General features: G+C 64.8%; 21 protein-coding genes. 5 read left to right on the forward strand and 16 right to left on the reverse strand.

Translation table 11 applies throughout. The features are described from left to right. Window position 1: 1 nt before the first annotated feature. The 16 genes from uraH to EWH12_RS04015 form a co-directional block, all read right to left on the reverse strand. A complete protein-coding gene (uraH, locus tag EWH12_RS03940; RefSeq protein ID WP_066608750.1) occupies window positions 2-331 on the reverse strand; it encodes a hydroxyisourate hydrolase in 330 nt (109 codons plus the stop codon). After that, on the reverse strand, window positions 328-1746 hold the full coding sequence (locus EWH12_RS03945) for an FAD/NAD(P)-binding protein (protein WP_066608094.1): 1419 nt from the start codon (window positions 1744-1746) through the stop codon (window positions 328-330). The genes uraH and EWH12_RS03945 overlap by 4 nt, the downstream gene beginning before the upstream one ends. Continuing rightward, a complete protein-coding gene (gene uraD / locus EWH12_RS03950) occupies window positions 1743-2198 on the reverse strand; it encodes a 2-oxo-4-hydroxy-4-carboxy-5-ureidoimidazoline decarboxylase (protein WP_066608097.1) in 456 nt (151 codons plus the stop codon). The genes EWH12_RS03945 and uraD overlap by 4 nt, the downstream gene beginning before the upstream one ends. Then, window positions 2195-2587: an oxalurate catabolism protein HpxZ gene (gene hpxZ / locus EWH12_RS03955; protein ID WP_129925788.1), complete on the reverse strand. Its 393-nt coding sequence runs from the start codon at window positions 2585-2587 to the stop codon at window positions 2195-2197. The genes uraD and hpxZ overlap by 4 nt, the downstream gene beginning before the upstream one ends. Next, entirely contained in the window at window positions 2584-3459 is an 876-nt protein-coding gene (gene puuE / locus EWH12_RS03960; RefSeq protein ID WP_129925789.1) for an allantoinase PuuE, read from the reverse strand. Before puuE ends, hpxZ begins: the two co-directional genes overlap by 4 nt. Beyond that, window positions 3456-4706 carry a pyridoxal-phosphate-dependent aminotransferase family protein gene (locus EWH12_RS03965; protein ID WP_207212354.1) on the reverse strand — a complete coding sequence of 417 codons (1251 nt, stop codon included), beginning with the start codon at window positions 4704-4706 and terminating at the stop codon, window positions 3456-3458. The genes puuE and EWH12_RS03965 overlap by 4 nt, the downstream gene beginning before the upstream one ends. Continuing rightward, entirely contained in the window at window positions 4693-5928 is a 1236-nt protein-coding gene (locus tag EWH12_RS03970) for an allantoate amidohydrolase (protein WP_129925790.1), read from the reverse strand. Before EWH12_RS03970 ends, EWH12_RS03965 begins: the two co-directional genes overlap by 14 nt. Next, the gene (locus EWH12_RS03975; RefSeq protein ID WP_066608112.1) at window positions 5922-7499 is read right to left on the reverse strand and encodes a gamma-glutamyltransferase family protein; all 1578 of its coding nucleotides are present in this window, start codon (window positions 7497-7499) and stop codon (window positions 5922-5924) included. The genes EWH12_RS03970 and EWH12_RS03975 overlap by 7 nt, the downstream gene beginning before the upstream one ends. Further along, window positions 7499-8416 (reverse strand): 5'-methylthioadenosine/S-adenosylhomocysteine nucleosidase, encoded by a 918-nt coding sequence (locus EWH12_RS03980; protein WP_129925829.1) that lies wholly within the window; start codon window positions 8414-8416, stop codon window positions 7499-7501. Before EWH12_RS03980 ends, EWH12_RS03975 begins: the two co-directional genes overlap by 1 nt. After that, the gene (locus EWH12_RS03985; RefSeq protein WP_129925791.1) at window positions 8413-9780 is read right to left on the reverse strand and encodes an NCS2 family permease; all 1368 of its coding nucleotides are present in this window, start codon (window positions 9778-9780) and stop codon (window positions 8413-8415) included. The genes EWH12_RS03980 and EWH12_RS03985 overlap by 4 nt, the downstream gene beginning before the upstream one ends. Then, window positions 9777-11117: an AtzE family amidohydrolase gene (locus tag EWH12_RS03990; RefSeq protein WP_129925792.1), complete on the reverse strand. Its 1341-nt coding sequence runs from the start codon at window positions 11115-11117 to the stop codon at window positions 9777-9779. The genes EWH12_RS03985 and EWH12_RS03990 overlap by 4 nt, the downstream gene beginning before the upstream one ends. After that, complete coding sequence (locus tag EWH12_RS03995; protein ID WP_066608123.1) at window positions 11114-12268, reverse strand: bile acid:sodium symporter; 1155 nt, start codon at window positions 12266-12268, stop codon at window positions 11114-11116. The genes EWH12_RS03990 and EWH12_RS03995 overlap by 4 nt, the downstream gene beginning before the upstream one ends. Before the next feature lie 146 nt (window positions 12269-12414). Then, entirely contained in the window at window positions 12415-14625 is a 2211-nt protein-coding gene (locus EWH12_RS04000) for an amylo-alpha-1,6-glucosidase (RefSeq protein ID WP_129925793.1), read from the reverse strand. Window positions 14626-14633: 8 nt separating this feature from the next. Next, on the reverse strand, window positions 14634-15728 hold the full coding sequence (locus EWH12_RS04005) for a glycosyltransferase family 4 protein (RefSeq protein ID WP_066608127.1): 1095 nt from the start codon (window positions 15726-15728) through the stop codon (window positions 14634-14636). Between the two features lie 263 nt (window positions 15729-15991). Next, window positions 15992-17674 (reverse strand): PQQ-dependent sugar dehydrogenase, encoded by a 1683-nt coding sequence (locus tag EWH12_RS04010; protein WP_129925794.1) that lies wholly within the window; start codon window positions 17672-17674, stop codon window positions 15992-15994. Window positions 17675-17765: 91 nt separating this feature from the next. After that, window positions 17766-18494: a FadR/GntR family transcriptional regulator gene (locus tag EWH12_RS04015; RefSeq protein WP_066608751.1), complete on the reverse strand. Its 729-nt coding sequence runs from the start codon at window positions 18492-18494 to the stop codon at window positions 17766-17768. A 185-nt stretch (window positions 18495-18679) separates the two neighbouring features. Here EWH12_RS04015 and EWH12_RS04020 point away from each other — a divergent pair, with 185 nt between their 5' ends. From EWH12_RS04020 to EWH12_RS04040, 5 genes are read left to right on the forward strand one after another with little or no spacing between them, the layout of a single operon-like run. Next, window positions 18680-21364 carry a TonB-dependent receptor gene (locus tag EWH12_RS04020; RefSeq protein ID WP_129925795.1) on the forward strand — a complete coding sequence of 895 codons (2685 nt, stop codon included), beginning with the start codon at window positions 18680-18682 and terminating at the stop codon, window positions 21362-21364. A gap of 23 nt (window positions 21365-21387) precedes the next feature. Continuing rightward, complete coding sequence (locus tag EWH12_RS04025; RefSeq protein ID WP_129925796.1) at window positions 21388-23067, forward strand: GH39 family glycosyl hydrolase; 1680 nt, start codon at window positions 21388-21390, stop codon at window positions 23065-23067. Between the two features lie 18 nt (window positions 23068-23085). Further along, window positions 23086-24351 (forward strand): MFS transporter, encoded by a 1266-nt coding sequence (locus tag EWH12_RS04030; RefSeq protein ID WP_242495948.1) that lies wholly within the window; start codon window positions 23086-23088, stop codon window positions 24349-24351. Next, a complete protein-coding gene (locus EWH12_RS04035) occupies window positions 24348-25526 on the forward strand; it encodes an L-rhamnonate dehydratase (RefSeq protein WP_129925797.1) in 1179 nt (392 codons plus the stop codon). The genes EWH12_RS04030 and EWH12_RS04035 overlap by 4 nt, the downstream gene beginning before the upstream one ends. After that, entirely contained in the window at window positions 25523-26395 is an 873-nt protein-coding gene (locus tag EWH12_RS04040; protein WP_082679195.1) for an NAD(P)-dependent oxidoreductase, read from the forward strand. Before EWH12_RS04035 ends, EWH12_RS04040 begins: the two co-directional genes overlap by 4 nt. Window positions 26396-26489 lie beyond the last annotated feature (94 nt).

Genomic DNA, 26489 nt, shown 5'->3' on the forward strand with positions numbered 1-26489 from the left:
CTCAACTGCCCCGATAGGTCGAATAGCCATAGGGCGATACCAGCAACGGCACATGATAATGGCCATCGTCGGAGACACCGAACTGGACAGTTATAACGTCAAGGAAAGGCGGGTCGGACAATATGGTCCCGCGCGCTCGATAATAGGCCGCGACCGCGAATGTCAGCTGATATTGGCCGGGTTCGATCGGCGGCAGGCCGGGACAGCGGCCGTCGGCATTTGTCTTCCCTGCAAACAGCAGCGCGCCCTGCGCCGACAGCAGCCGGATCGCCACGCCTTCGGCCGGGCAGCCATAAGCAGTGTCGAGAACATGGGTGGACAGGCTGGTCATGCCGTCGCCTCCTGACGCGGCCATTGGCCGACAAATTCCGCTTCGTCATAGGCGATCAGGTCGGCGACCAGCGCATCCCCGTCGTCCAGGAACAGCTGGTCGGTGACGCCGCGCACCAGCCGGGGCAGGGCGGTCTGCAACCCGGACAGCGCCGAGGCGGAGAGGCCCAGGCTGACAAGCGCCGAATAGTTGAAGGCGAACAGGCCGTGTAGCGCCGCTGCGCCCGCCTCATCGCGCGGCAGCAGTTGGAAGCCGGGGCCGAGATAGGGATGCGCGTCGATCAGCGCATTGCCCTCGCCCGGCGGCGGGGTGAAGCGATCGGCCCATCGCGCGATATGCGGCGCCAGCCCAGCCAGTTCAGGGCGCAGGCCGGGATCGCTGATCAGGCCCGTCGATAGCACCACGAAATCGAACATCTGTTCGCCCTGCGGCGTACGCACGCAGACCTGTCCATCTTCTTGTCTCACATCCAGCCACGGCGCGCCCAGATGCAGCGCGAAACCGGGCCAGGCCGCCGCGCGATCGAATGTGTCGTTGGTGGGCGGCTGGTTATGGCCCAGGAAACTCGCCATCACCCGATATTTGGTCGCGTCGTCCAGTGCGGGATAGCGGCCGGTGAAGCCGACCCGCTCCATGAAGCGAATGGGGTTGATCCGCGGCAGGTTTTTCCGACGAATGAAGACATGTGCCGCCGCCACGCCCAGGCGCATCGCCGCATGGGCATTGTCGAAGGCCGACGCACCGCCGCCCAATATGCCGATCGACTTGCCCGCCAGCGCGGCATAGTCGATCGGCTCGCTGGTGTGGGCGTAGAGATGGCGGGGCAGGGCGTCGCGGATCATCGCCGGCGTGTGCCATTGCCCGCCGCCCTGGATCCCGGTCGCCAATATGACCTTGCGCGCCAGCAGAGGCGCTTGTCCGTCCAGATGCAGCCGGTGCAGTCCACCTGCCAGCGGCTCGATCAGCGTCAACCGCGTATCGTTGCGCACCGGCAGCGCCAGCACCCGTCGATACCAGCGCAGATAGGCCATCCAGTCGCCGCGCGCGATCTTGTCGACCGCGTCCCAGCCCGCCGCGCCATGCTGCGCCTCCCACCATGCGCGATAGGTCAGCGCAGGCACGCCGAAATCGATCGGGTTCAGCATCTTGGGCGTGCGCAGCGTGATCATCCGCGCATAGCTGTCCCATGGTCCCTCCAGCCCCGCCGGGCTTTCGTCGATGATCAGGATGTTGGACACGCGCTCGCGCAACAGGCCGAAGGCCGCGGCAAGCCCGCTCTGCCCCCCGCCCACGATCACCACGTCATGAACAGGACCATCGGGATGGCCGCGCGGCCGGGTCCAGTCCGCGCCGCCGAAACCGATCAGCGACAGTTGGCGGGCGAGGTCCGCTTCCAGGTCGGGCAGGCCACTCATGCCGCCATATCCTTCAGGCGCAGGCGGACGATCTCGCCGATCTGGGCGATGGCGGTGGCGATCTCCTCGTCCCGCTCGTGGCGCAGACGCGCTTCCATGGCCGCCAATATACCCGCCTTGTCAGTCAGCCGCACGCAGATGATGAAGGGGAAACCAAAGCGCGCCCGGTAGGCGGCGTTGAGCGCATGGAAGCGCGCATAGTCTTGCGGCGTCAGCCGATCCAGCCCGGCCGACGCCTGTTCCGCCGCCGATGCGTCGGTCAGCGTCCGGTCGATCGCCGCCTTGCCCGCCAGTTCGGGATGCGCGCGAATCAGGGCCAGTTGCTCCTCGCCGCTGGCGCCGCGGACCACCGCCATCAGGTCCGCCCAGCGGTCGCCGGACGACGGGCGCGCGTCGGCCCGCGCCTCGATCCAGGGGCTATGTTCGAACAAGGCTTCTTTGGGGCCGGTCAATGCGTGTTCCCCTCCAGCGAGACGTGCGCCGACACGACTTTCCAGCCATCGGCGAACTTGACCCAGCTTTGCGTCTGGCGGCCGCGCCGGTCGCTATTCTCGCGGAAAAATTCAGCGTCGGCGGTGGCGAAGGCTCCGGTTTCATTGGCGCCATAGACGGTGATCGCGACCTTCCCCAGCTTGCGCTGCGGCGATCCGCCCCGCCCCTTGCGAAATGCCCGTATCTCTTCGATGCCGTACAGCACTTCGCCCACGCCATAGCGGTTGGTGGTCGGCGCATCGTGGAACAGCGCATCCATGGCGGGCACGTCGTCCGCCATCAGCGCGCGCTCATATTCGGCGAAGGCGGCGGTGATTTCGGCCAGCAATATGGGATCGTCTATCGTCATGCGGGGTGAAGCTCCATCCAGTGGCGGGCGATATCGATGCGACGGGCGACCCAGGCGTCGCCAGTTGCAATGACATGATCGAGGAAGCGGGCCAGCGCGCGCGCGCGGGCGGGGCGTCCGGCGATGCGGCCATGCAGGCCGACCGACATCATCCGCCCGCCTTCCTCCCGCAACTGATCGAACGTGTCGCGCAGATAACGGAAGAACTGCTCGCCCTCGGTAAAGCCGTTATAGGCGACCATCTTCATGTCGTTGGCGTCGAGCGTATAGGGGACGATCAACTGACCCCGATCATAATAGGGCAGGTCGTCGGCATAGCTGTCCGCATCATAGACGAATCCGCCTTCCTCCCGCACCAGCCGCGCGGTGTTGGGCGACGTGCGACCCTGATACCAGCCCAGCGGGCGGCGGCCGGTCAGGCTGGTGTGCAGCGCGATCGCTTGCGTGATATGGGCGCGTTCGACATCTTCGGGCACAGTTTGATAGTCGATCCATTTCAGGCCGTGGCTGGCGATTTCCCAGTCGGCCGCCAGCATCGCCTCGACCGCGGCCGGGTTCATCGCCATCGCCTTCGCCACGCCAAAGACCGTGACGGGCAGGGCGCGCTGCGTGAAAATCCGGTGCAGCCGCCAGAAACCGGCGCGCGCGCCATATTCATACAGGCTTTCCATTGCCATCGCCCGATCGGCATGGCTTTGCGCGCCCACCATTTCGGACAGGAAGGCTTCGGAGCCCTTGTCGCCATTGAGGACGTTGTTTTCCGCGCCCTCCTCATAATTGACGACGAACTGCACCGCGACCTTCGCGCCACCGGGCCAGCGCGGATCGGGCGGGGACGCGCCATAGCCGATAAGGTCACGGGGCGAGGTCATGCGTCCCACGCCTCCATCGCCACGCGGACGGCTTCGCCAGCGGGCAGCGCAAACCCCTCCTGCCGCAGGCAGGCCTCCAGCGCGCCGAGCGTGATCAGAACCTTATGCTGCATCGCGTTATAGCCCATCGCGCCGATCCGCCAGATCCGGCCCTGGAGCGGACCAAAGGCGGTGCCGATTTCGATCTCGAACGCATTTCGCATCATCGTGCGGACGCGCTCGCCGTCCACGCCCTGCGGGATGAAGACGCCGGTCACATTGGTCATGCGATGCGCGTCGTCGCCAAAGATGGTCAGCCCCATGGCGCGCAGGCCTGCGGTCATCGCGCGCCCGGCGGCTTCATGCCGGGCATAGCGGGCCTCAAGCCCTTCCCCCAGCATGATCCGCGCACATTCCCGCGCGGCATAGAGCATCGACGTCGCTTCGGTATGGTGGTTGAGGCGCTTGTCGCTCCAATAATCCATAATCATGGCGAGGTCGAAATAGTTGGAGCCGATGCGCGGGCCTGCGCCGTCGCTGATGTCGTCGCGACGGATGCCCGCCTCGACATGTTTGCGCCCCTGAATCAGCGCTGCTGCCGGATCGGAAATGGTGATCGGCGCCGAGCCGGAAGGTCCGCCCAGGCATTTCTGCAATCCGCCGGTGACGATGTCCGCGCCCCAGCGATCGGCGGCCAGCTCCATGCCGCCGATCGTCGCGGTCGCATCGACATAGAGCAGCGCGCCCGCCGCCGCGCACAGCGCGCCCAGGCCGTCAAGCGGCTGCGCCATGGTGGTGGAGGTGTCGCCGTGGATGGTGGCGACGACGCTGGGCTGCACCCGTTCGATCGCGGCGGCGATGGCGTCCATCGGCACGACTTCGCCCCACGGCGCTTCGACCGTTTCGATCCGCGCGCCGATGCGCCCCAATATCTCCGTCAGCAGCAGGCCAAAGCGCCCGAAATCCACCACCAGCACAGTATCGCCCGGCGCGACCAGGCTGACCAGCGCCGCCTCGATTCCGGCGCGGGCGGTGCCGTCGATCAGCATCGTCCACGGGTTCTGCGTGCCGAAGATCGGGCGGTAGAGCGCCATGACCTGATTCATGTAACCCGTCATTTCCGGATCAAACTGGCCCAGCAGATCGGCCGACATGGCGCGCAGCACGCGGGGATGGGCGTTGACCGGCCCCGGTCCCATCAACAGCCGCTGGGGCGGGTCGATCTCGCCGAAGAAGCCGGAAGCCAGAAGATCATCAAGCGGCGGCAATGGACTCTCCCAATTTATCTATGAAGCCCAGCATAGCCTGTAACGCGCGTTCCGCATCGGCCGGATCGACATGTTCGGCCGGATGGTGGCTGATCCCATGCCTGCAACGGATGAAGAGCATGGCGGTCGGGCACAGCGCCGCCATCACCATCGCGTCATGACCCGCGCCGGACACGAGGCGGAAGGCAGGCTGTCCCGTCCCCGCGATGGCGGCGTCCATCAGGGTCATCAGCAGGGAATCGCACGGACTGGCGGGCAGGTCGTGGACCAGCGTCGTCGCCCAATCCAGCCCGCGCCGATCGGCGATGGCGGCAATCGCCTCGATCATCGCCTCGGCCGCGCGATTGCGCCGCCCCGCATCGCCCGATCGCACGTCGAGCGTAAAGCGCACCTCGCCGGGGATGACATTGGGCGCGCCCGGCAACGCCTCGATCCGCCCCACCGTGGCGACAAGGTCGGATGCGGCATCGCGCGCTAGTGTCTCGATCGCCAGCATCGCCTCCGCCGCGCCCGCCAGCGCATCGCGGCGCAAGGGCATGGACGTCGTGCCGGCATGGCCCGCCATGCCCCGCAGCGTCAGTTGATAGCGCAGTTGCGCGGCGATGCCGGTGACGGTGCCGAGCGCAAGCCCCTGCGCCTCCAGCACCGGCCCCTGTTCGATATGCGCTTCGAGATAGGCGAGGGTGGCGCCGGCCGGGCGCGCGGCGGAGAGATAGGTGCGGACATCGACGCCGGCATCCGCCAAGGCAAGGCCATCGCCGTCGCGCAGATCGAGCGCCTCGGCCGCCAGCGTGCCCGCCACCGCCCGGCTGGTCAGCATGGCGGCGGGAAAGCGCGATCCCTCCTCGTCGCCAAAGGCGATCACCTCGATCGGGAAGGGCAGGCGACGCCCGGCGCGGTGCAGCGCCGCGACCGCCTCCACGCCCAGCATGATGCCCAGCGGCCCGTCATAGCGCCCCGCATCCCTGACACTGTCGATATGGCTGCCGATCAGCAGCGCCGGGGCGGCCGGGTCCTGCCCTTCATAGCGGCCGATCAGGTTGGCGGCGGGGTCGCGCCGCACGGCCATCCCGGCCTCCCCCATCCACCCGGCCAGCGCCGCCTGCGCATGGGCATAGGCCGGTGTGAGATAGCCCCGATACAGGCCGTCCGCCATGTCGCTATAGGGCGCGACGCCCAGCGCATCGCATCGCGCGACGGCTCTCGCTCCGCCGCTCACCATGCCGCCACCGCGCCGTCGCTGCGCGGGTCGGTCGCGCCGTCCAGCCTGCCATCAGGATAGCGCACGATCGCCCCGGCATGGCCCATGGTCGCGGTGATTGGCCCGACTTGTTCGACGTCATGACCGGCCGCGATCAGTTCGGCATACAGCCCGTCGTCAAACCCGTCCTCCAGCTTGAGCGTGGTCGACTGGTCGCCCCAGGTACGTCCCAGCAGCCAGCGCGGCGCGCTGATCGCCTCCTGCAAATCCATGCCATAGCGCGCATAACGGGTGAACAAGGCCGCCTGCGTCTGCGGCTGGCCTTCGCCGCCCATAGTGCCATAGGCCATGACCCGCCCGTCATCGAAACAGGCGAGCGCGGGATTGAGCGTGTGGAACGGCTTGCGGCCCGGCTTCAGCGCATTCCAGCCGCTTTCCGCCAATCGGAAGCTGCTGCCGCGATTCTGCCAGGTGATGCCGGTGCGCGGCAGCACCAGGCCCGATCCGAACTCGAAATAGGTGGACTGGATGCAGGATACGACCCGCCCATCGCCATCGGCCGCGGCGAACCAGCAAGTGTCGCCCCATTGCGGCGGCGGCGGCCAGGGCAGGGCGCGGGCCGGATCGATCTTCGCCGCCAGCGCGTCCAGCGCGGCGGGATCGTCCAACAGCCCTTGCCAGTGATAATCGTGGAAAGCCGGGTCGCCGACATGGGCGTCGCGGATCAGAAACGCCTGTTTGGTCGCTTCGACCAGCCCATGGACATGGTCGAACCCCTCGGCGCTCCCAGCGCACAGCCGATCGAACAGGGCGAGGATCAGCAGCGAGGCGAAGCCCTGCGTGGGGGGCGCGCTGTTATAGAGGGTCGCGCCGCTGATCCGTGTGTGCAACGGTGTCGATGTAAAGGCGTCGTGCGAGGCCAAATCTGCGGCGGTCAGTGGGCTGCCCAGCGCTTCCAGATCGGCGGCTATGTCAGCGGCCAGTGCCCCTGTGTAGAAGTTGTCCAGACCTTCCGTTGCCAGCCGTTCCAGCGTGTCGGCCAACAGGGGCTGGCGCAGCAGATCGCCTTCGCGCAGCGGACGGCTGTCAGCTTCGAAGACCGTCGCATAGGCGCCGGGCTGGCCGCGCAACTCGTCGCCCTTGGCCGCGGCGATGGCCGCGCCGCCCGCCGTGACGGCGACGCCCGCCCGCGCATGGCCGATCGCATCGCGCAGCAGTCGGGCCAGCGGCAGCGTGCCGCTCTCCAGCGCCGCCGCCCAGCCCGAAATCGTCCCCGCCACCGTGTTCGCCGCCAGCGGCCCGCGCGTCGGTACTGCTTCAAGTCCCGCATAGAGCGGCAGATCCGCCTTGGCCGCCGCGCCGCCGCAGCCATGGATGGCATAAACGCGCCCTTCCGGCTCGCGGATGACCCAAAAGCCATCGCCGCCGATGCCGGTCATGTGGGGATAGACCACCGCCAGCGCCGCCGCCACCGCGACGCAGGCCTCCACCGCATTGCCGCCGTCACGCAACACGCTGAGGCCCGCCGCGCTCGCCAGATGATGCGGCGCGGTCACCATGCCGTGTCGGCCAGATACGGTCGAAAGCGCCATCAGTCGGGCAGCGCCGCGACGAAGGCGCGCACGACATGAGCGCTGTTGACCGACGCCAGAGCCATGAAGGCGACCATCTGATTCTCGCCCGCATCACCTCCGGCCAAGTCGGACAGGCTGCGGAACACGATGACCGGCACGCCATTGGCATAGGCGACTTGCGCCACCGCGGCGCTTTCCATGTCCAGCACGCGCGCCTTCCACGCCCTGCTCAGATAGTCGCGAAATTCGGCATTGTCAGCGAAGACGCCCGCCGAAACCCCGGTGCCGCCGACCACGATCTTGGGATCATGCGGCAGGCAGGCCGGGGCCGCACCCTCATTCTGGACGCAGCGTTCCAGCTTGACGTCGCCCGCCACCTTCTGCGCCAGTCGCAGCAAGGCGGGATCGACGCCGAAGCTATAATGGCGCTTCACCGGCTCGTTCGCATTGCCGATGCGCACGCCGCGCGGGAACATCATGCCCCAATTGGCGGGCGCGTCCGCATCGACAGCTTCGGGTACCGTCCAGCCATCGCCATTTTTGCGGGCGAAGGACACTTCCAGATATTGCGCCCAGTCCTGCGGCACGATGACGTCGCCGATCGACAGGCCGGGATCGACCCCGCCCGCTATCCCTGAAAAGACGATCCGCCGCACGGTGAAGCGGTCCAGCACCAGTTGCGTGTTCATCGCGGCGTTCACCATCGACACGCCGCTCTGCATCAGCAGCACCGGCTTGCCCGCCATCCGGCCGGTCAGAAAGGTCATGCCGTTGATCTGGTGCCGCTTGGGCTTGTCGACCGACTTTACCAGCGCATCCCATTCGGGGAGGAAGGCGGTCATGACCACGGTGCGCGGCGTGCTGTCCGCCTTGCGCGCCATGGCCGGGGTGGGGAGGGCGAGCGCCAGCAGCGCGAGGGCGAAGAATCGCATCAGGCTGCTCCCATCCAGACGAAGCGAATGACGAAAAGACCGGCCAGCAGGAACAGGAACCAGTCCTTGCGCGTCGCCGTGCCGCGCAGGGCCTTGAGCGCTGCATGGGCGGTGATGCCGAAGGCCAGGCCATTGGCGATCGAGAAGGTGAGCGGGATCATCGCCACGGTGAGGAAGGCGGGGATGGCCGACATCGGGTCTTCCCATTCCACCTCGGTCAGCGGCACCAGCATCAGGCCGCCCACGATGATGAGGGCGGGCGCGGTCGCGGCCAGCGGCACCAGTTGCGCATAGGGGGCGACGAACATGGTCAGCAGGAACAGGATGCCGGTAACGACGGCGGTCAGGCCAGTGCGCCCGCCCGCCTGCACGCCCGCCGCGCTCTCGACATAGGAGGTGACGGTGCTGGTGCCCGCCATCGACCCGACGATGGTGGCGACCGCGTCGGTCATCAATATGCGGTTGAGGCCGGGGATGCGCCCCGCCGCGTCCATCAGGCCCGCGCGCTTCGTCACCGCGACCAATGTGCCGATATTGTCGAACAGGTCGACGAACAGGAAAACGAACAGGATTTCCAGCAGGCCGAGGCCATGGCTGCCGGTCAGGCCGAACACGCCGGGCAGGTCGAGCTGAAAGGCGGTGCCGGTCAACGCCTCCAGGCTATAGGGTTCGGGCTTGACCGTCACCATGCCGGTCAGCCAGCCGACGATCGTGGTGGCGACGATGCCGATCAGCATCGCGCCGCGCACATTCCACACGCTGAGCGTGCCGATGACCAAAAGCCCTAGCAGCGCCAGCGCGGCGCCGGGGGCTTTCAGGTCGCCCAGCGCCACGAAGGTCGCCGGGTTCGCGCCCACGATCCCGGCATTTTTCAAACCGATAAAGCCGATGAACAGACCGATGCCCCCCGCCACCGCCGCGAACAAATAGGTGGGGATGACCGCCACGATCAACTGCCGCACGCCGGTCAGCGTCAGGATCAGGAAGGCGACGCCGGACAGGAAGACGCAGCCCAGTGCGATTGGCCATTGCACGCCCATCTGCCCGACCACGGTGAAGGCGAAATAGGCGTTCAACCCCATGCCCGGCGCCAACGCCAGCGGGACATTGGCGGTCAGGCCCATCAGGATCGAGGCGAAGGCGGCGGCGAAGCAGGTGGCCGCCGCGACCGAGGCGACAGGCATCCCGGTCGATCCCAGGATCGCCGGGTTGACCAGCACGATATAGGCCATCGTCAGGAAGGTGGTGATCCCGGCCAGCACCTCCGTTCGCGCCGATGTGCCGCGCTGGCTGAGCGCGAAATAGCGGTCCAGCCCGCCTGTCGGCGCTTCTGGCGGATGGTGATCCGCGACCTGCGATGGCGTCATGCGATGTCCCCCGAATATGGATGTCCCGGCATGGCGACGCCGGTGATGCCCCGTTGCTCCAGCATGGCTGCCAGCCGGAACAAGGTCGGCTCGCCACCCGGCTTGCCGATCAGTTGCAGCCCCAATGGCAGCCGCCCCGGACGATAGAGCGGAATGCTGAACGAAGGGAAGCCCGTGAAACTGATCGGCTGGCTATGGATGCCCAGATCCGCGCGCGCCGGCGCCATCGCCCCGTCGATCAGGATGCGGGGATCGTTGATCGGCGGCGCGGTGCAGGGCGTCGCCGGTGCGATCAGCACGTCATAAGGCGCGATTAAGTCCAGCATGGTGGCGCGGAATCTGGCGCGGAACGCCTGCGCTTCCGCATACAGGCCATCGGGCAACAGCGCGCCGGCGATCAGCCGGTCGCGCACCTGCGGATCGAACGCCATGGCGTCGCGCGCCAGCGCCGCACGGTGCAGTCGTCCGCCTTCGCTGGCCGTAATCAGAAAGGCGGCGGACCGCGCGCGGGCGATGTCTGGCACGGTCACGACCGGCGAATCCGGCGCAATGGCGTCGATCGCTGCGCTCTGTTCGGGATCGATATTCTCGGCGAAGCGGCCGCCCAACTGGGCGAGGCGGATCGGCGCGCCGTCATCCTGCGCGGATCGGCCGGCCAGTACTTCCCATATCGTCACCATGTCGGCCAGCGACGCGGTGAACGGGCCGATATCGTCGAAACTTTCGGCGAAGGGAAAGACGCCCGTCATCGGCAGGGCGCCATGGGTCGGTTTCAACCCATAAAGGCCGGTCAGGCTGGCCGGCACCCGGATCGACCCATTGGTGTCCGACCCCAGCGAAAAGGGCAACAGCCCGGCCGCGACCACCGCCGCCGACCCGCCCGACGACCCGCCGGCTAAGCGGGTCAGGTCATGCGGATTGCGGGTCGTGCCATGCAGCGCGTTGATCGTTGCAAAGCCATAGGCGAACTCGTCCATGTTGAGGCTGGCCACCAATATGGCGCCGGCCGCCTTCAGGCGACGGATCGCTTCGGCATCCTGCGTGGCTGGCGGCGCATCGGCATAGAGCCGCGATCCGGCGGTGGTGGGCAGGCCGGCGATGTCGAACAGATCCTTCACGCCAAAAGGCACGCCCGCCAGCGGCCCCGGATCGCGACCGGCGGCGGCCAGCGCGTCGATCCTCGCCGCATCCCTGCGCGCCGGGCCGGCCATGATGCGGGTGACGGCGCAGAGCGGCGCTGCTTCCTTCGCCAGCGCCGTCAGGCACTGGTCGAGCAACTGCGTGGCGGATTGCTGACCGCTGCGCACGGACTGGGCGATCGCCATGGCTCCCGTCATGGCGCGGCGCCTTCATTCCGGTCCAGCAACAGGCCGGCATGATGATCGAGCAGCGCCATGTTCGCGACCACGCCGGGCATACAGGCGGCTGGGATCGGCAGGCCGATGGCGTCCGCGGCCCGATGAATGTCCGCTTCGCTGCGGGGCAGCGGGGGGGCAGGTGTCGAAATGAGGACAGAAGCCTGCCGCGCGAACCGCCCAGCCAGCGCCGCGCAAATAAGAAGTTGCAACTGGTGGAATATCATCAGCGGCAGGATCAGCAGGCCGACTTGCGCCGGGGGGAACAGCGCCCCGGCCATTGGAACGCCGGACACCAGGCTTTTCTTGGACCCGCAGAACAGCAGCACGATCGCATCCTGGCGCGCCAACCCGGCCAGCCGCGCAACGCCCATATTCACGCTCATGACGATAGCCAGGACGAGCGCGCTGAGGCCCAGCAGCAACATCAGGTCGCCTACGCCGACCTGCGTCCATATGCCGCCGGCGACGGCGGCGCTGAAAGCGGAATAGACCACCAGCAATATCGCGCCCCGGTCAACCGGCATCAAAAGCCCCTTACGCCGGTCGATAAAGCCGCCGATATAGGGGCGCAGAAAATGACCCGCGACGAAGGGGACCAACAGTTGCAGGGCGATATTCTGGACGGAATGGATCGTGGCCGTGCCGCCATGTCCCTCTACATTCAGGGTCAAGGTGACGAGCAGCGGCGTTAGCAGGATGCCGATCAGGTTGGACAGCGACGCGCTGCACAGGGCGGCGGCGACATTGCCGCCCGCCATCGCGGTAAAGGCGATCGACGACTGGACCGTGGAGGGCAACAGGGTCAGATAGAGCAGGCCCGACATGAGCACCGGATCGGCCCAGCCCCGCATCAGCGATGTCATCGCGATGCCGACGGCCGGGAACAACAGATAGGTCGATGCAAAGACCAGCAGATGCAACCGCCAGTTGCCCGCCCCCTGCAGAATCGCCGCGCGCGACAGTTTTGCGCCATGAAGGAAGAACAACAGCGCTATCGCGATATCGGCCAGTATATCGATCCAGCCCGCGGCCTGCCCCCTGGCCGGCCACAGCGACGCTGCGCCGACCGTCGCGACCAGCCACAAGAGAAACGGGTCAATCCGCAGGATAGCAAGGGTCGGGCGCGCCATGCCGGCCTTATGCTCGCCTTGCCCCTACCGATCCAATAGAATGACTTCAACGGATCGTTGCAAAAAACAGAGCGGCCCAGGCGTTGATAGCGCGCGTGCGCATTGCGGCCTGCTATCATTTCTATTCGTCACAATGGGCCTGGTGCTCAGGCGATCGTCACTATCTGCGCTCCGCTGTCATGCGGCATCGGCTTAACGACAACCTGATCGCCCATGCGATCGAATGCGATGTCGACTTTGGCCGCATCGATGCCCAGGCTGCTTATCGTCAGGCTCTGAAGGAAATGCGGCAAAGTAGGCTTGTGAAACGAAATCTGCTTTGCCGACACATCGAAACGCAGCCCCAGGCTGGATTGGATCAGCGCCAGTGGCGCGGCGGCCGACCAGGCCTGCGGGCTGCAGGCGACCGGATAGAAAGTAGGGCCTTGAGAGCGGCGCCGTGGGAAACCGCAGAATAGTTCCGGCAGCCGCATCATATCGACATAGGTCGCGGCGGCGAACAGGCCCTCGAATATTTGCGCTGCCTCGCGCTGATAGCCGTAGCGCGAAAAACCGCTTGCGATCAGCGCATTGTCGTGAGGCCAGATTGAACCGTTATGATAGCTCATGGGATTGTAGCGTTTTTCGGTCGAGGCGATCGTGCGCACCCCCCAACCGGAAAAGGACGCCGGCGCCATAAGGGTGCGGACGACTGCTTCGGCGCGCTCTTCCCGCGCCAGCCCGGTATAAAGGACGTGTCCGGCATTGGATGATCGCACCCGGCATGGCCTCTTGTCGCCATCGAGCGCCAGAACGTAGGTGCCCAGCGCGGCGTCGAAAAAGGCGGCGTCGAACCGATCGCGCAACTGACCTGCGCGATCCCGATAATCCGCCGCGCGAACATCGTCGCCGACCGCACGGAACAGCGCTGCCGCCGTACGCCACGCGCCATAGACATAGGCCTGGACCTCCGCCAGGGCGATCGGGCCGCGCGCAATGCTCCCATCGGCGTGGAAAATGGAATCATGACTGTCTTTCCAGCCTTGATTTTGCAGGCCCTGATCGGTCAGGCGTCCATATTCGACGAAACCGTCGCCATCGCGGTCCCCATGCAGGTCGATCCAGGCGAGCGCCGCCTCAATATGGGGAAGGATCGTCTTTAGAAAAGCCATGTCGCCGGTGCGCTCGAGATAGGCGCCCGCCAGCATCACGAACAGCGGCGTGGAATCGATGCTGCCATAATAATGGCGGAATGGCACTTCGCCCAATTCGGCCATCTCGCCGTGGCGCACCTCATGCAATATCTTGCCCGGTTCGGCATCGGCCGCCGGATCGAAGCCGGTCGCCTGATGCGCGGCCAGATACCCCAGCACGCCCCGGCTGATCGCAGGGTCCATCCACAAGGTTTCGAGCGCGGTGATGATGGCGTCGCGCCCGAACACGGTGCTGAACCAGGGGATGCCGGCATAGGGATAGGTGCCAAATTCGGTATCGGTGGACAGCATGGAGATGTCTGCGACCGACCGCCGCGCCACTTCGTTGAACAGGTCGTTGGACGAATGCAAGGTCGCCCCGCGCTTACGCGCGGATCGCAACGCCTGCATCGCTTCGCGCAAGGACTTGAGGAATTGCTTGGACAATCCGTCGCGGACATCGATCTTGCTGCAGGAGATGCGGGTGAACAGGGCGCAACGCGCCCCCGGCGGCACTGTGACATCGAAGCGCGCATGGCTGTCCGTCAATTCGGTTGGCATGGGATCGAAATGCAGGTGGGTCTGTCGTTCCTGATCGTCCCGTCCAAGATAACCGAGCAGGACGTCCGCCGCGCCGACCTGCGCCTCGCGCATCGCCCCGCGCCGCAAGCGGGTCATGCCGCGTATCTCGAACAGGTCGGCGAAGTCGGCGGCAAAGCTCAGGTCGACGCTGATCTGGCGCGTTTCCGTATCAAAATTGCGAAGGGTGATCCGCTCGTACAACGCATCTTTCCAGAGGAAACGGGTGCGGCGCAAATGAATAAGGTCATGCTCCACCGCCACCCGTCCATCGTCACCGAAAAAATCGGGATTGGCGAGGTCGCATGTCAGCATGGCGTTGTCGTCACGCAACGCCGAACTCAACAGGATCGGCCGCATGTCGTTGACAGTGAAATAGAGGTGCGAAAGATGTCGTGTGTCGCGATGATAGAGGCCTTCCGGGCTGCCGGGGCCGGATATCGCGTCACCGCTATGGTCGAACACGGCGAAACTGTCGCCATGTTTGAGCGTGCGCGGCCTGCGTTCATGCAGCGAGGCTGTCGCCGGGATGAAGAATTGAGTTTGCGCCTGAGACAGGGCCTGTCCTCCCGCGATGCCGGGCGTGTCTGGCTGGATCTGCGTCATGGCGTCTCCTATGCGACGATTTGCAATTCGGCGTCTTCGCCCCGCTGCCGGCGTAGTCGGGCGGCGTCCGTCCGCGCGCCGGGCAAATCATGGTATAGCGCGACATAGTCGGTCGCCATGCGCTGCGCCGTGAAGCGTGCGTCAAATGCGCCACGCACCCGGCGGCGGTCGAGATGCGGCAAGGCCGCAATGGCCGCCACAGCCTCATCTTCGCTCTCGACGATGAAGCCGGACACGCCGTGCTCGATCACTTCGGGCACCGATCCGCAGCGGAAGGCGATCACCGGCGTCGCACAGGCCATGGCCTCGATCATCACCAGGCCGAACGGCTCTGGCCAGTCGATGGGAAACAGCAGTGCGCTCGCCTGACCCAGAAACCGCGCCTTTTGCTGCTCATTGATCTCGCCGATATAATGGACATTGGGATAATGTTCGACGAGCGGGGCGATCTCGCTTTCCCAATAAGCGCGATCGACATTGTCGATCTTGGCCGCGATCTTCAGTTGCAGGCCCGATCGCGCCGCGATGCGGATCGCCCGGTCTGGCCGCTTTTCCGGCGATATGCGGCCCAGAAATGCAAGATAATCGTCGCCCGGTCCCAAACGTGGCGCCAGCAGATCGGCAGGCAGGCCGTGATATATGGTGCCGCCCCAATTAACCGGCGGCATGGGCAGTCGTTGATGGTCGGATATCGACACCAGACTATGATCGGGAAAGACGCGGTAAAAGGGCGGCAGGTCTGGCAGGTCGAGCCGACCGTGCAAGGTGGTGACGGTGCGTCCGATAAAGTCCTGAACCATCGGCAGGTGCAGCATGTCGATATGAAAGTGCAGCGCGTCGAATTCGTCGGCGCGGCGGCGGACCTGCTCCAGCATCATCATATGATAGGGAATGGTGTCGGACACGGCCGGATTAAGACGAAGCGCCATGTCGGTGATCGGCACCAGTTCGGCTTGTGTCTGAGAATCGCCGCTGGCGAACAGGGTGACATCATGCCCCTGGCGGACGAGTTCTTCGGTCAGGTAGGAAACGATACGTTCGGTGCCGCCATAGAATTTGGGTGGGACACTTTCGGCCAATGGGGCGATTTGCGCGATCTTCATGCAGGCATTCCTCTCTAACGAGTGGAGCCTCCGTTCCCCGACTTGCGGTAGGCTGTACCGCTACAAGCATTCAGGCACGGACTGGTTTCATGAACAAACGATGTTTCGTCTCCATCCCGGCCGCCAACCATGTCATGAAGATGCGCAATGAGCGCGCATGTGAACGCCTGCGCAATTCGCGCGTCGGTCGGCGCCCTTCAGGGGCGAGCGGAAGCTGGCTGGCATCCATGTCCGCTTTATGGGCTTCAACGATATCGTGGATCCTACTGCGCCAGCGAGACGATATAAGCGGCCATCGCATCGGCCTGATCGTTCGTCAGCGCTGCGCCGCCGCCCGGCGGCATTGGCGCCGGGAATTGCTTGGGGCGGGGCACGCCTTTGAGGACGGTCGCGCGAATGTCGGCCACGCCACCATCGCCCCATAACCATTCCCGGTCGATCAGATTCGGACCTACGGGCGTACCTTCGCCTGCGGGACCATGGCATCCGGCGCAAGGCGCGCCGGCAATTTCCCCTGCATAAAGGCGTCGGCCAAGCGCGACCTTTGCGGAGTCGGCGTTCTTGGCCTGTCCGTCGCTCTCGCCTCCACTGACCGACAGCAGTCCACCGTCCGCCGCTTTGGCCGCGATCAGGGACGCAGCCTTGTCGCCGCGATAGCGGACCCGCCAGACACGACCCTGCCTGTCGTCCGATATATAGAGAGAGCCGTCCGGCCCGATGGCGAGGCCGGTCGGCCGATAGTCTGCCTTGCCGCTTGCGCGTTCAGGGCCGGCAAAGCCATCCGCGAACAATATGGGACCGCCTGACGCACGACCTTGCTTCATCGGCTGGAACAGGATGTTGAAGCCCTGTTGCGGCCCCGGCGCGCGATTCCAGGAGCCATGGAAGGCGATGAAGACGCCGTCCCGATAGGCCGTAGGGAACAGCGTCCCGGCATAGAATATCACCGCATTGGGCGCCCAATGAGCGGGAAACGTAGCGACCGGCCCGCGTCGCCCGGCGCAAGGGCCAATCGCCTTTCCGCCATCGCCGCCATATTCGGGGGCCAGCACCAGGCGCTTGGCACGGGGGTCGAAATAGCATTCCGGCCATCCATAGTCGGCGTCCGCCGCGACCTCGATCAGTTCTTCGGCCGGCGATTCCTGCCCCCGGATGGCCGAATAGAGATGACCCCAATTTTCATGCAACTGGTCGCGGCCATGCTGGGTCGCGAACACGCGCCCCTTACCATCCACGGTGAGACCTACCGCGTTGCGGATGCCCGATGCGAAACGCGCGGCGGGCCCAAAGCGCTGTTCCTTGCCGGCCGCATCGAAACGCCAGATGCCCGCACGCAGCGTCTTTTCGGCACAGGGCGTCTGGCCCGGCGACCCGCTTTGTCGATTATCGATCTGGCAGGCATTGGTGGCGCTCCCGCTGTTGACGAACAGGCTGCCGTCCGCGCGCAGGGCGATGCTGTGGCTGTCATGATCGCCGGTGGCGGGCAATCCGACGACTACCCGCTCGACCGCATTCATGGGCCTGCGGGTGGCGCCGTCCAGCCGATAGCGTAGGATATGATCGCCATCCTCCAGGAACAGTCTGTCGCGATCGATGGCTATGCCGGTGCCGCCGGTCTGGCCGGGGAAAGGGCGCTCGACATGATCGGCGCGGCCGTCGCCATCGCGGTCCTGCAACAGGATCAGGCCGGATGCGACCTGCCCGTCTTCGCGGTCGGGCGCGCTGTTGGCATAGACGGTTCCGTCCACCCCCACCACCAGGTGGCGCACATGGCCCAGCTTGTCGGCGAAAATCTCGGCACAAAAACCGGGCGGCAGCGTCAGGCCGCCCGACAATTCGGCGCAGCCTGCATCAGCCCGCTCAGGCGCGGCCAAATGATCGGAGCAACCGCCAAGGGCGGCAAGAGCGCATAGGATGGCGACAGGGAAAAGGCTTTTGAGCGTCATGCAAATCCTGTTTCGAAAAGCAGGGGCGATGGCGGTCTGCCGCCGCGTCTCTAAAAGCCATAATCTAGTATGAGAAATAGATCAATATCGCTTACAGCATTCCTGCGTCGGCCGATGCGTTGCGGATCAACGCCAGCATCTTCCGCCGGGCTTCTTCGCCTTCGCCGCGCATGATCGCGTCGAACACGGCGTCATGGTCCGGCATGGGATCGCGCGATTCCTTGCGCTCGTCACGGGCGAAGCGCGTGGTCCAGGCGACCACCGCCGTGACCGAGGTGGCCAAGGTGATGAGCGATTCATTGCGAGTGGCGAGCAGGATCAGGCGATGGAAACTCTGGTCGGCCGCGCGCCCCTCCGCGGTTTGCAGGCCGAAGCGCCGCATTTCCTCCAGCGCGTGACCCATGCGCGAAATATCCTGCCCGTCACGGCGCAACGCCGCGAACTCCGCCGCCGCCGGCTCCACGACGATGCGCAACTCAAAGATATCGCGCAGAAATTCCGGCGTCGGCCCGGCCTCGAACATCCAAGCGAGGACATCCAGATCCAGCATGTTCCACCGCAACCTGTCGTTGATGCGTGTGCCGCTCTTGGTTCGGCTATACACCATGCCCTTGGCGGACAGGACGCGGACCGCTTCCCGATAGGCGGTGCGCGACACGCCCTGTTCGGCGCTGTACCGCTCCTCGCCCGGCAGAATATCGCCCGGCTGATAGCGCCCGCCGACTATCGCGACGCCCAGATCATGGGCGATCCGGTCATGGACTGCGCGTTGCGCCGGACTGGAGGCGCGGGCCAGGGGATGGTCGTCTGCTTGCATCATGCAGCCTTCGTCAGCCCTATCAACATGGTCGTCAAGTCCGATCCAAGCCAGTCGGATCATTGGTCTGAGGAAAATAGTCAGCTTTTGGGCCTAATTCATTACTCCGTCAATTTATGGCTTGAATTGGTTTCAAACATTCGTAATCTAGTATGAGAAATAAAAAATGACTCGGAGGGGATGATGTCATGAAAAATAGCGTGCAACTGTCCATATCGCTGTTCGCCCTGCTGGCGGCGCAGTCCGCCCTGGCCCAGGCCGGCGAGGACCAGAGCGCCAAGTCGGTGAGCGATGGCGACATCATCGTGACCGGTATGCGCGCCAGCCTTTCGTCGGCGCAAAATATCAAGCGCAACGCGCAGCAACTGGTCGATTCCGTGGTGGCCGAGGATATCGGCAAGCTGCCAGACAATAATGTGGTGGAAGCGCTCCAGCGCGTGCCAGGCATCCAGGTATCGCCTCGCGCCCGCGGCGAGTCCGCGACCGTGCTGATCCGCGGCCTTCCCGACGTGGTGACGCTGGTCAACGGCCATAACATCTTCAGCACCACCGGCCGCTCGCTCTCGCTGGCGGACGTGCCCGCCGACCTCGTTGCCGGCGTGGACGTCTACAAATCGCGCTCCGCCGATCAGTTGGAAGGTGGCATCGCCGGCCTCATCAACGTCCGCACCCGCCGCCCCTTCGACTTCAAGGGCTTCGAATTCGCGCTGGCCGGTCGCGAAGTCTATAGCGAGCAGCCCGACAGGATCGATCCTTATGCCAGCGCGCTGATCAGCAACCGCTGGTCGACCGGCATCGGCGAAATCGGCGCGCTGGTCAGCCTGTCCTATCACAAGACCCGCTATCGCGACGAAACCATCTATAGCGGCGGCTATTTCGGCTATAATCTCGACAATAGCCGAGCGCCCTATACCCCCGGCGTTCCGCTCGATCCGCGCGGCGCCAGCCCGACCGATCCCAAGGTTTTCCGCACCGACGTCATCGGCGCTTTCGACCGCATCGGCACGCGCACCCGCCCGGCGATCAACGCCACGCTGCAATGGGCGCCCGACGACCGGCTGACCATCCACGCAGACGGACTCTTTTACGGCTATCGTGAACGCGGCAACAGCAACCAGAACTTCACCTCGATGAACGGCGCTCTGCTGTCGCCGCTGGTTTTCGTGGGTGATACAAAACTGGTCCAGTCGCTCAGCATCGCCAATGGCCGCGTCGCCAATTTCGGCGGCGCGTACAAGAATAAGGCGGACCGCTGGCAGGGCGCGCTGGGCGCCGACTGGACCAGCGGCGACTGGAAGGCATCGACCGAGTTTTCCTATACGCGGTCGAAGGCGACCGACATCGGCAACAATCTGGACGTGGATTTCATCGCCTCGCGCACCGATGCGGTGTTCAACGACGGATCTGGCGCGCCCCGTTTCACCCTGCCCAATGACGATATGGCCGACCCGTCGCGCTATTATCTCTCGCGCCTGTCCACCACCCGCACGATCGGCGATGGCAAGGAACTGGCCTGGCGCGGCGACCTGTCCTGGCGCGCGCCCTTCCTCATCTTCTCCGGCCTCGACGCCGGCATCCGTCTCAGCAAGCGCAACGCCAAATCCGACAGCTTCACCCAGACCATCAACTGCTCCGCGACCGGTGCGGTCCAATGCTACAGCATCAAGGCGGCCAGCTTGCCCGGCCTCATGACGGTCACGCCCGGCGACTTTTACACCGGCACGCGGGAATTCGTGCGCCAATGGGCAACGCCCACCACCGATTATCTGCTGAACAACATAGGCTCCTTACGCCAATTGTTCGGCCTTGCGCCGGGCGATCCGGCCTTTCAGGATACCCAACATTTCGACATCGAGGAGAAGAATTACGCCGGCTATGGCCAGGCCAATGTGGAAGTCGGCCGACTGGACGGCCAGATCGGCGTGCGCGTCATCCGCACCGACATCACGTCCAACGCCTTCCTGGTCCTGCGCGGCGCGACATCGCCCGTCACCATCCGCAACAGGAGCACCGACATTCTCCCCAGCCTGGCGCTGCGCTACAAGCTGAAGGATAATCTCTTCCTGCGCTTCGCCGCCAGCAAGACGATCACCCGCCCCAGCTTCGCCCAGCTCAATCCGGCGCTCACCCTGACCCCGCCGGTGCCGGGGCAGCAGCCCTTCGGCCGCGGCTCCAGCGGCAATGCCGACCTGAAGCCGGTGCGGTCGGACAATTACGACCTCTCGCTCGAATGGTATATCGATCGGTCCAGTTCGATCACCGCGACGATCTTCCGCCGCGACGTTAGCGGCTTCATCCAGTCGGTCACCAGCAATTTCGACATCGACTATCTGGGCGCGGACAATGGCGTCTATCAGATCACCCGGCCGGAAAATTCGGGGTCAGGCAAGTTGCAGGGGATAGAGGGCGGCTTCACTTTTTTCCCCAAGGGACTGCCGACCTGGCTGGACGGCATCGGCATCAGCGCCAACGGCACCTATATCGACGGCAAGAACAAGGCGCTCTCGCCGCTGCCGGGCGTCACCGGCTTTATGGACATCCCGTTCCAAAACGTGTCCAAATATTCCGCCACCGGCACCTTCATCTATGAAACGGGCGGCTTTTCCGCCCGCGCCTCCTATGTCTGGCGCGACACCTATAATGCCGGCCTGCACTTCACCGGCGTCAATCCCAATTTCATCACCAACGGCCAGATCAGCAATCTTGACCTGTCCTTCTCCTATGAGATCAATCCCAACTTCACCATCGTCGCCGACGCGACCAATATACTCAAAAATCTCTACCAGACCTCGTTCAAAGACCCCGGCCTCTACCCGCGCGACACCGTTCTCTACACGCGCACTTTCGCGGTCGGGTTCCGGGCGAAGATCTGATGTTCCTATCGAGAGGATGCCATATGACGATTTCCAGGGTGATCGCTTCGCTGTCCATATTGATGGCGCTGCCCCACGCCGCCCAGGCGCAGGAAGCCAGACAGGTCGCGATCAGCGTGGACGCGGCCAAACCGGTGGGCAAACTGCCCCCGATCTGGCGCTTCTTCGGCGCGGACGAACCCAATTATGCGACGATGAAGGACGGCCGCAAGCTGCTCGTCGAACTGGGCGAACTGAAAAAGGGGCAGGTCTATTTCCGCGCCCATAATCTGCTGAGCAGCGGAGATGGCACCGCCGCCTTCAAATGGGGCAGCACTAACGCCTGTACGGAGACAACGGACGGCAGGCCGGTCTATAATTGGGGCATCGTCGATGGCATCATCGACGCCTATCTGGAACAGGGCATCCGTCCCTATCTCCAGATCGGCTTCACGCCAGAGGCCATGGCGAACGCGCCGGCCGGCACGCCCTATCGCCATAGCTGGCGTCCGGGCTTCGCCTATAATCTGATCGCCACCGGCTGGACCTATCCGCCAAAGGATTATGAAAAATGGGCGGAGCTGATCCATCAATGGACGCTCCACAATATCGAGCGCTATGGCCGGGCCGAGGTCGAGAAATGGTATTTCGAGGTCTGGAACGAACCCAACAGCGCCTTCTACTGGAGCGCCAGTCCCGAAGAATTCTACAAGCTGCACGACTATGCCATCGCCGCCGTGCGCAAGGCGCTGCCGACGGCACGCGTCGGCGGCCCGGATGTCGCGGGGCCGGGCGGCGCCTTCATGGACGGCTTTCTGAAGCATGTCTCGTCAGGCAAGAACTATGCGACCGGCCGGACCGGCACGCCGACCGACTTCCTGTCCTTCCATGCAAAGGGGCGGCCGACCTTTGTCGATGGCCATGTCCGCATGGGCATCGCCACCCATCTGCGCGAAACCGATGGCGGCTTCACCAAAGTCCTGTCGATCCCCTCGCTTGCCAATAAACCCGTCGTCATCGGCGAAAGCGACCCCGAAGGTTGCGCCGCCTGTCCGGGACCGGCCAACGCCTATCGCAACGGCACCATGTATAGCAGCTACACCGCCGCCAGCTTCGCGCGCATCTGGGAATTGGCCGAAAGGCGGAAGGTCAATCTGGAAGGCGTCGTGTCCTGGTCCTTCGAGTTTGAGGACCAGCCCTGGTTCGCGGGCTATCGCCAGCTTTCCACCAATGGCGTTGACCTGCCAGTGCTCAACGTCTTTCGCCTGTTCGCGCAATTGGGTGAAACGAAACTGACCACGACCAACAATGCCCAGGTGCCGCTGGACGCGCTGATGCAGCATGGCGTGCAGGGGGATGCCGACATCGGCTCCATCGCCACCCGCACCGCCGACGGCAAGATAGCGCTGCTCGTCTGGCACTATCATGACGACGACATCGCCGGGCCGGACGCGCAGGTCAAGTTCAGCCTGAACGGCATTAAGGGCAAGCCTGCACAGGCGAAGCTGTGGCGGGTCGATGGCGATCATGCCAACGCTTTTACCGCCTGGAAAAAAATGGGGTCGCCCCAATCCCCCGATCAGGACCAGTATAAGCAACTGGAAGCCGCATCGGTTATGCGCGCCGAAACCCTGCCTGTAGCCACAGGCCAGCGCGGCGGCGCCAGCATCGACTTGCGCCTGCCGCGCCAGGGCGTCGCCCTTATCATCCTCGATGGCCAGTAAGGGCAAAAGGTGGCGGCCATGAAGCGAGCGGGGACGCGGTCCTACGCGGGACGCTGGGCGATCGCGGCGATGATTGCCGTCGCCATCGCCATCAGCTATCTCGACCGCCAAACCCTGCCCTGGGCGATCAAATATATCGAGGCCGATATTCCGATCGGCAACCAAACCAAGGCGTTTCTCGATTCCGCCTTCCTCGCCACCTATGGCCTCATGTATCTGGGCGGTGGCTGGCTGCTGGATCGGTGGGGCACCCGGCGCGGCTTTCTGGCGATCATGATCTTCTGGTCGCTCGCCTGCGCCAGCCACGGGTTGGCCAGCGGCATCGCGGCGTTGATGGTCAGCCGACTGCTGCTGGGCGTAGGGGAGGGCGGGGGCTTCCCCGCCGCTACCCGCGCCATCGCCGAATGGTTTCCCGCCGAACGCCGCGCCGCCGCCATGGGCCTCGTCAATGCCGGGACGGCGGCCGGCGCGGTGATGGCCCCGCCGCTGATCGCAGGCATATTGGCCTATGGCGACTGGTTCGGCTTGTCGAGTTGGCGCTGGGTCTTCTTTGTCACCGGCGCTTTCGGGCTGGGCTGGGCGCTCTGGTGGTTCGCGACCTATCGCACGCCGCCGGTCGCGGACAGCGACACGCATGAAGCAGACGGCCCCGCCCCGACCATCGCTATGCTGCTGGCGCGCCGGGAAGTGCGCGGCTTGGTCGCCGCCAAGTTCCTGAGCGACGGCGCCTGGTATTTCTACCTTTTCTGGCTGCCCAAATATCTGTTCGAGGCACATGGCTTCGACCTGAAACAGGCTGCGACGATCGGCTGGATACCCTATGCCGCATCGGGCGTCGGGAGTCTCTGCGGTGGCTGGCTCTCCAGTCGTCTTCTGTCGTCCGGCCGCTCGGTCGATGCCGCGCGCAAGATCGCCCTGGGGCTGAGCGCCGCCTGTATGCCCTGGGTGATGTTCGCGCCCACGACCGGGTCGATCGCCGCGATCATCGCGATCTTCAGTCTCGCCTTTTTTGGGCAGCAAAGCTGGTCCACCCTGGTCATGACCCTGCCGACCGACCTTGCTCCACGCAGCGCGCTCGGCCGTCTCGCCGGCCTGGTCGGCCTTGGCGGCGCGTTCGGCGGCATCGTCATGGGGCAGGCGGCCGGCTGGGCGCTCGATGCCGGGCTTGGCTACACCCTGGTCCTGACCGTCGCCGCGACCCTGCACCTGATCGCCTTCGCGCTGATCTGCATCGCCATTCCCCGCATCGTCCCAATCACCTTCATGCGAAAGGCCGTTCCTTGAAAATCACCGAAATCCGCACCCGCGTCGTCCAGTGGGAAGGCGAGACCGTGCCGTTGCCGCCGCATTTCTGCACGAACCCGATGGATCTTGTCTCGCCGATGCTGTCGCCCGAGACGATGGGCACCTTCACTTTCCATGGCTGGCTGATCTTGGAAATCTTTACGGACGCAGGTCTGGTCGGCATCGGCAACGCCGCGCTCGCGCCGCTCGTGACCAAGCAGATGATCGACCAGTATCTCAGCCCCCTGCTGATTGGCCAGAACCCGTGGGACAGCGAGTTCCTGTGGCAACATATGTATCGCAAGACCATGGCGTTCGGGCGCAAGGGCGTGGCGCTGGTCGCGATCTCCGCGCTCGACATCGCTATCTGGGACTTGATGGGCAAGGCTGCCAAACAACCCGTGTTTCGCCTGCTGGGTGGCCGGACCAAGGCGAAGATCCCGGTCTATGCCAGCCGCCTCTATTCGATCCCGCTGAATGAGTTGGCGCAGGAAGCCGCCGCCTACAAAGCGCAAGGTTATAAGGCGATGAAGCTGCGCTTCGGCTGGGGGCCGATCGACGGGGCCGCGGGCATGGCGCGCAACGTGGAATTGATCCGCACCGTGCGCGAAACCGTGGGCGACGACATCGACATCATGGCGGACGCCTATATGGGCTGGAGCCTGGACTATGCCAAACGCATGATGCGCCTGATCGAACCCTTCAACCTGCGCTGGCTGGAGGAGGCGATCATCCCCGACGACATCAACGGCTATCATGAGCTGCGCCGCTTCGGCACGACGCCGATCGCGGCGGGCGAACATGAGTTCACCAGCTACGGCTTCCGCCAGATGATCGAGGCGAAGGCGCTCGACTATTTCCAGTTCGACACCAACCGCGTGGGCGGCATCACCGCCGCCCGCAAGATCCAGGCGCTGGCTGAGGCCTATTCCATCCCCGTCGTTCCCCATGCCGGGCAGATGCACAATTATCATGTCGTGATGGCCAGCCTGAACAGCCCCATCGCCGAATATTTCCCGATGGTCGATGTGGAGGTCGGCAACGAACTCTTCTGGTATATTTTCAAAGGCGAACCGCAGGCGGTGGACGGCTATATCGATCTGGACGACACTCTCCCCGGTCTGGGCCTCGAAATAGACGAGGCCGCCCTCTCGCGCTTCAAGGTGATCGGATGATGAACAGGAAAGTCGCCGTTCTGGGACTGGGCATTATGGGGTCCGGCATGGCGCGGCGATTGATCGCCGCCGGATTCGAGGTGGCGGTGTGGAATCGTAGCCGCGAAAAGGCGGAGGCACTGGGCGCGGCCGGCGCGCGGATCGCCGAAACGCCGGCAAACGCGGCCAGCGGCGCATCGATCGTCGTCGCGATGCTGGCCAATGATGATGTATCGCGGACTGTCTGGACCGGCGACGACGGCGCCCTTGCCGTCATGGATCGGGACGCGATCGCGATCGAATCCAGCACCCTGACCAGCGATTGGGTATTGGAACTGACGCGGGACGCCGTCGCGCATGGCGTGCGCTTCATCGAGGCTCCGGTCACGGGCAGCCGGGACCAGGCAGCGCAGGGCATACTTCGTTTCCTTGTCGGCGGCGACGCCGATGCGATCGACGCCGCACGCCCTGCCTTCGACGCCATGGGCAGCGCACTCGTCCATCTCGGTCCGGTGGGCAGCGCCGCGACGGTCAAGCTCGCCAACAATTATCTGTGCGGCGTGCAGGCCGCCAGCCTGGCCGAAGCCATCGCCCTGTTCGAAAGGCGCGGCCTCGACATGGAGCAGGCGATGTCGATCCTGTTCGACGGCGCGCCCGCCAGCCCGATGGTGAAGGGGGTGGGTCGCCGGATGCTTGATCGAGATTATGCGCCGCATTTTCTGGTGCCATTGATGGCCAAGGATCTGGGCTATGCCGCCCAGGCCCTGGCCGATGCCGGCATCCCCTCCGCCATAGCCCAGGCAGCGCGACAACGCTTCGCGGAAGCCGATGCGGCCGGCGAGGGGGAACGCGACATAGCGGCGATCGTGGAGCAGCTGCGAAAAGCGTGAAAATCGAGGGCGAGAGAGGCGGACGCCCCAACGCTTTACGGTATTCTGAAAATGCTGAATTCGAATGAATTCGTATGCGCAGCTTGCTCGTCGC

Source organism: Sphingobium cupriresistens, assembly GCF_004152865.1.
Lineage (GTDB): Bacteria > Pseudomonadota > Alphaproteobacteria > Sphingomonadales > Sphingomonadaceae > Sphingobium > Sphingobium cupriresistens.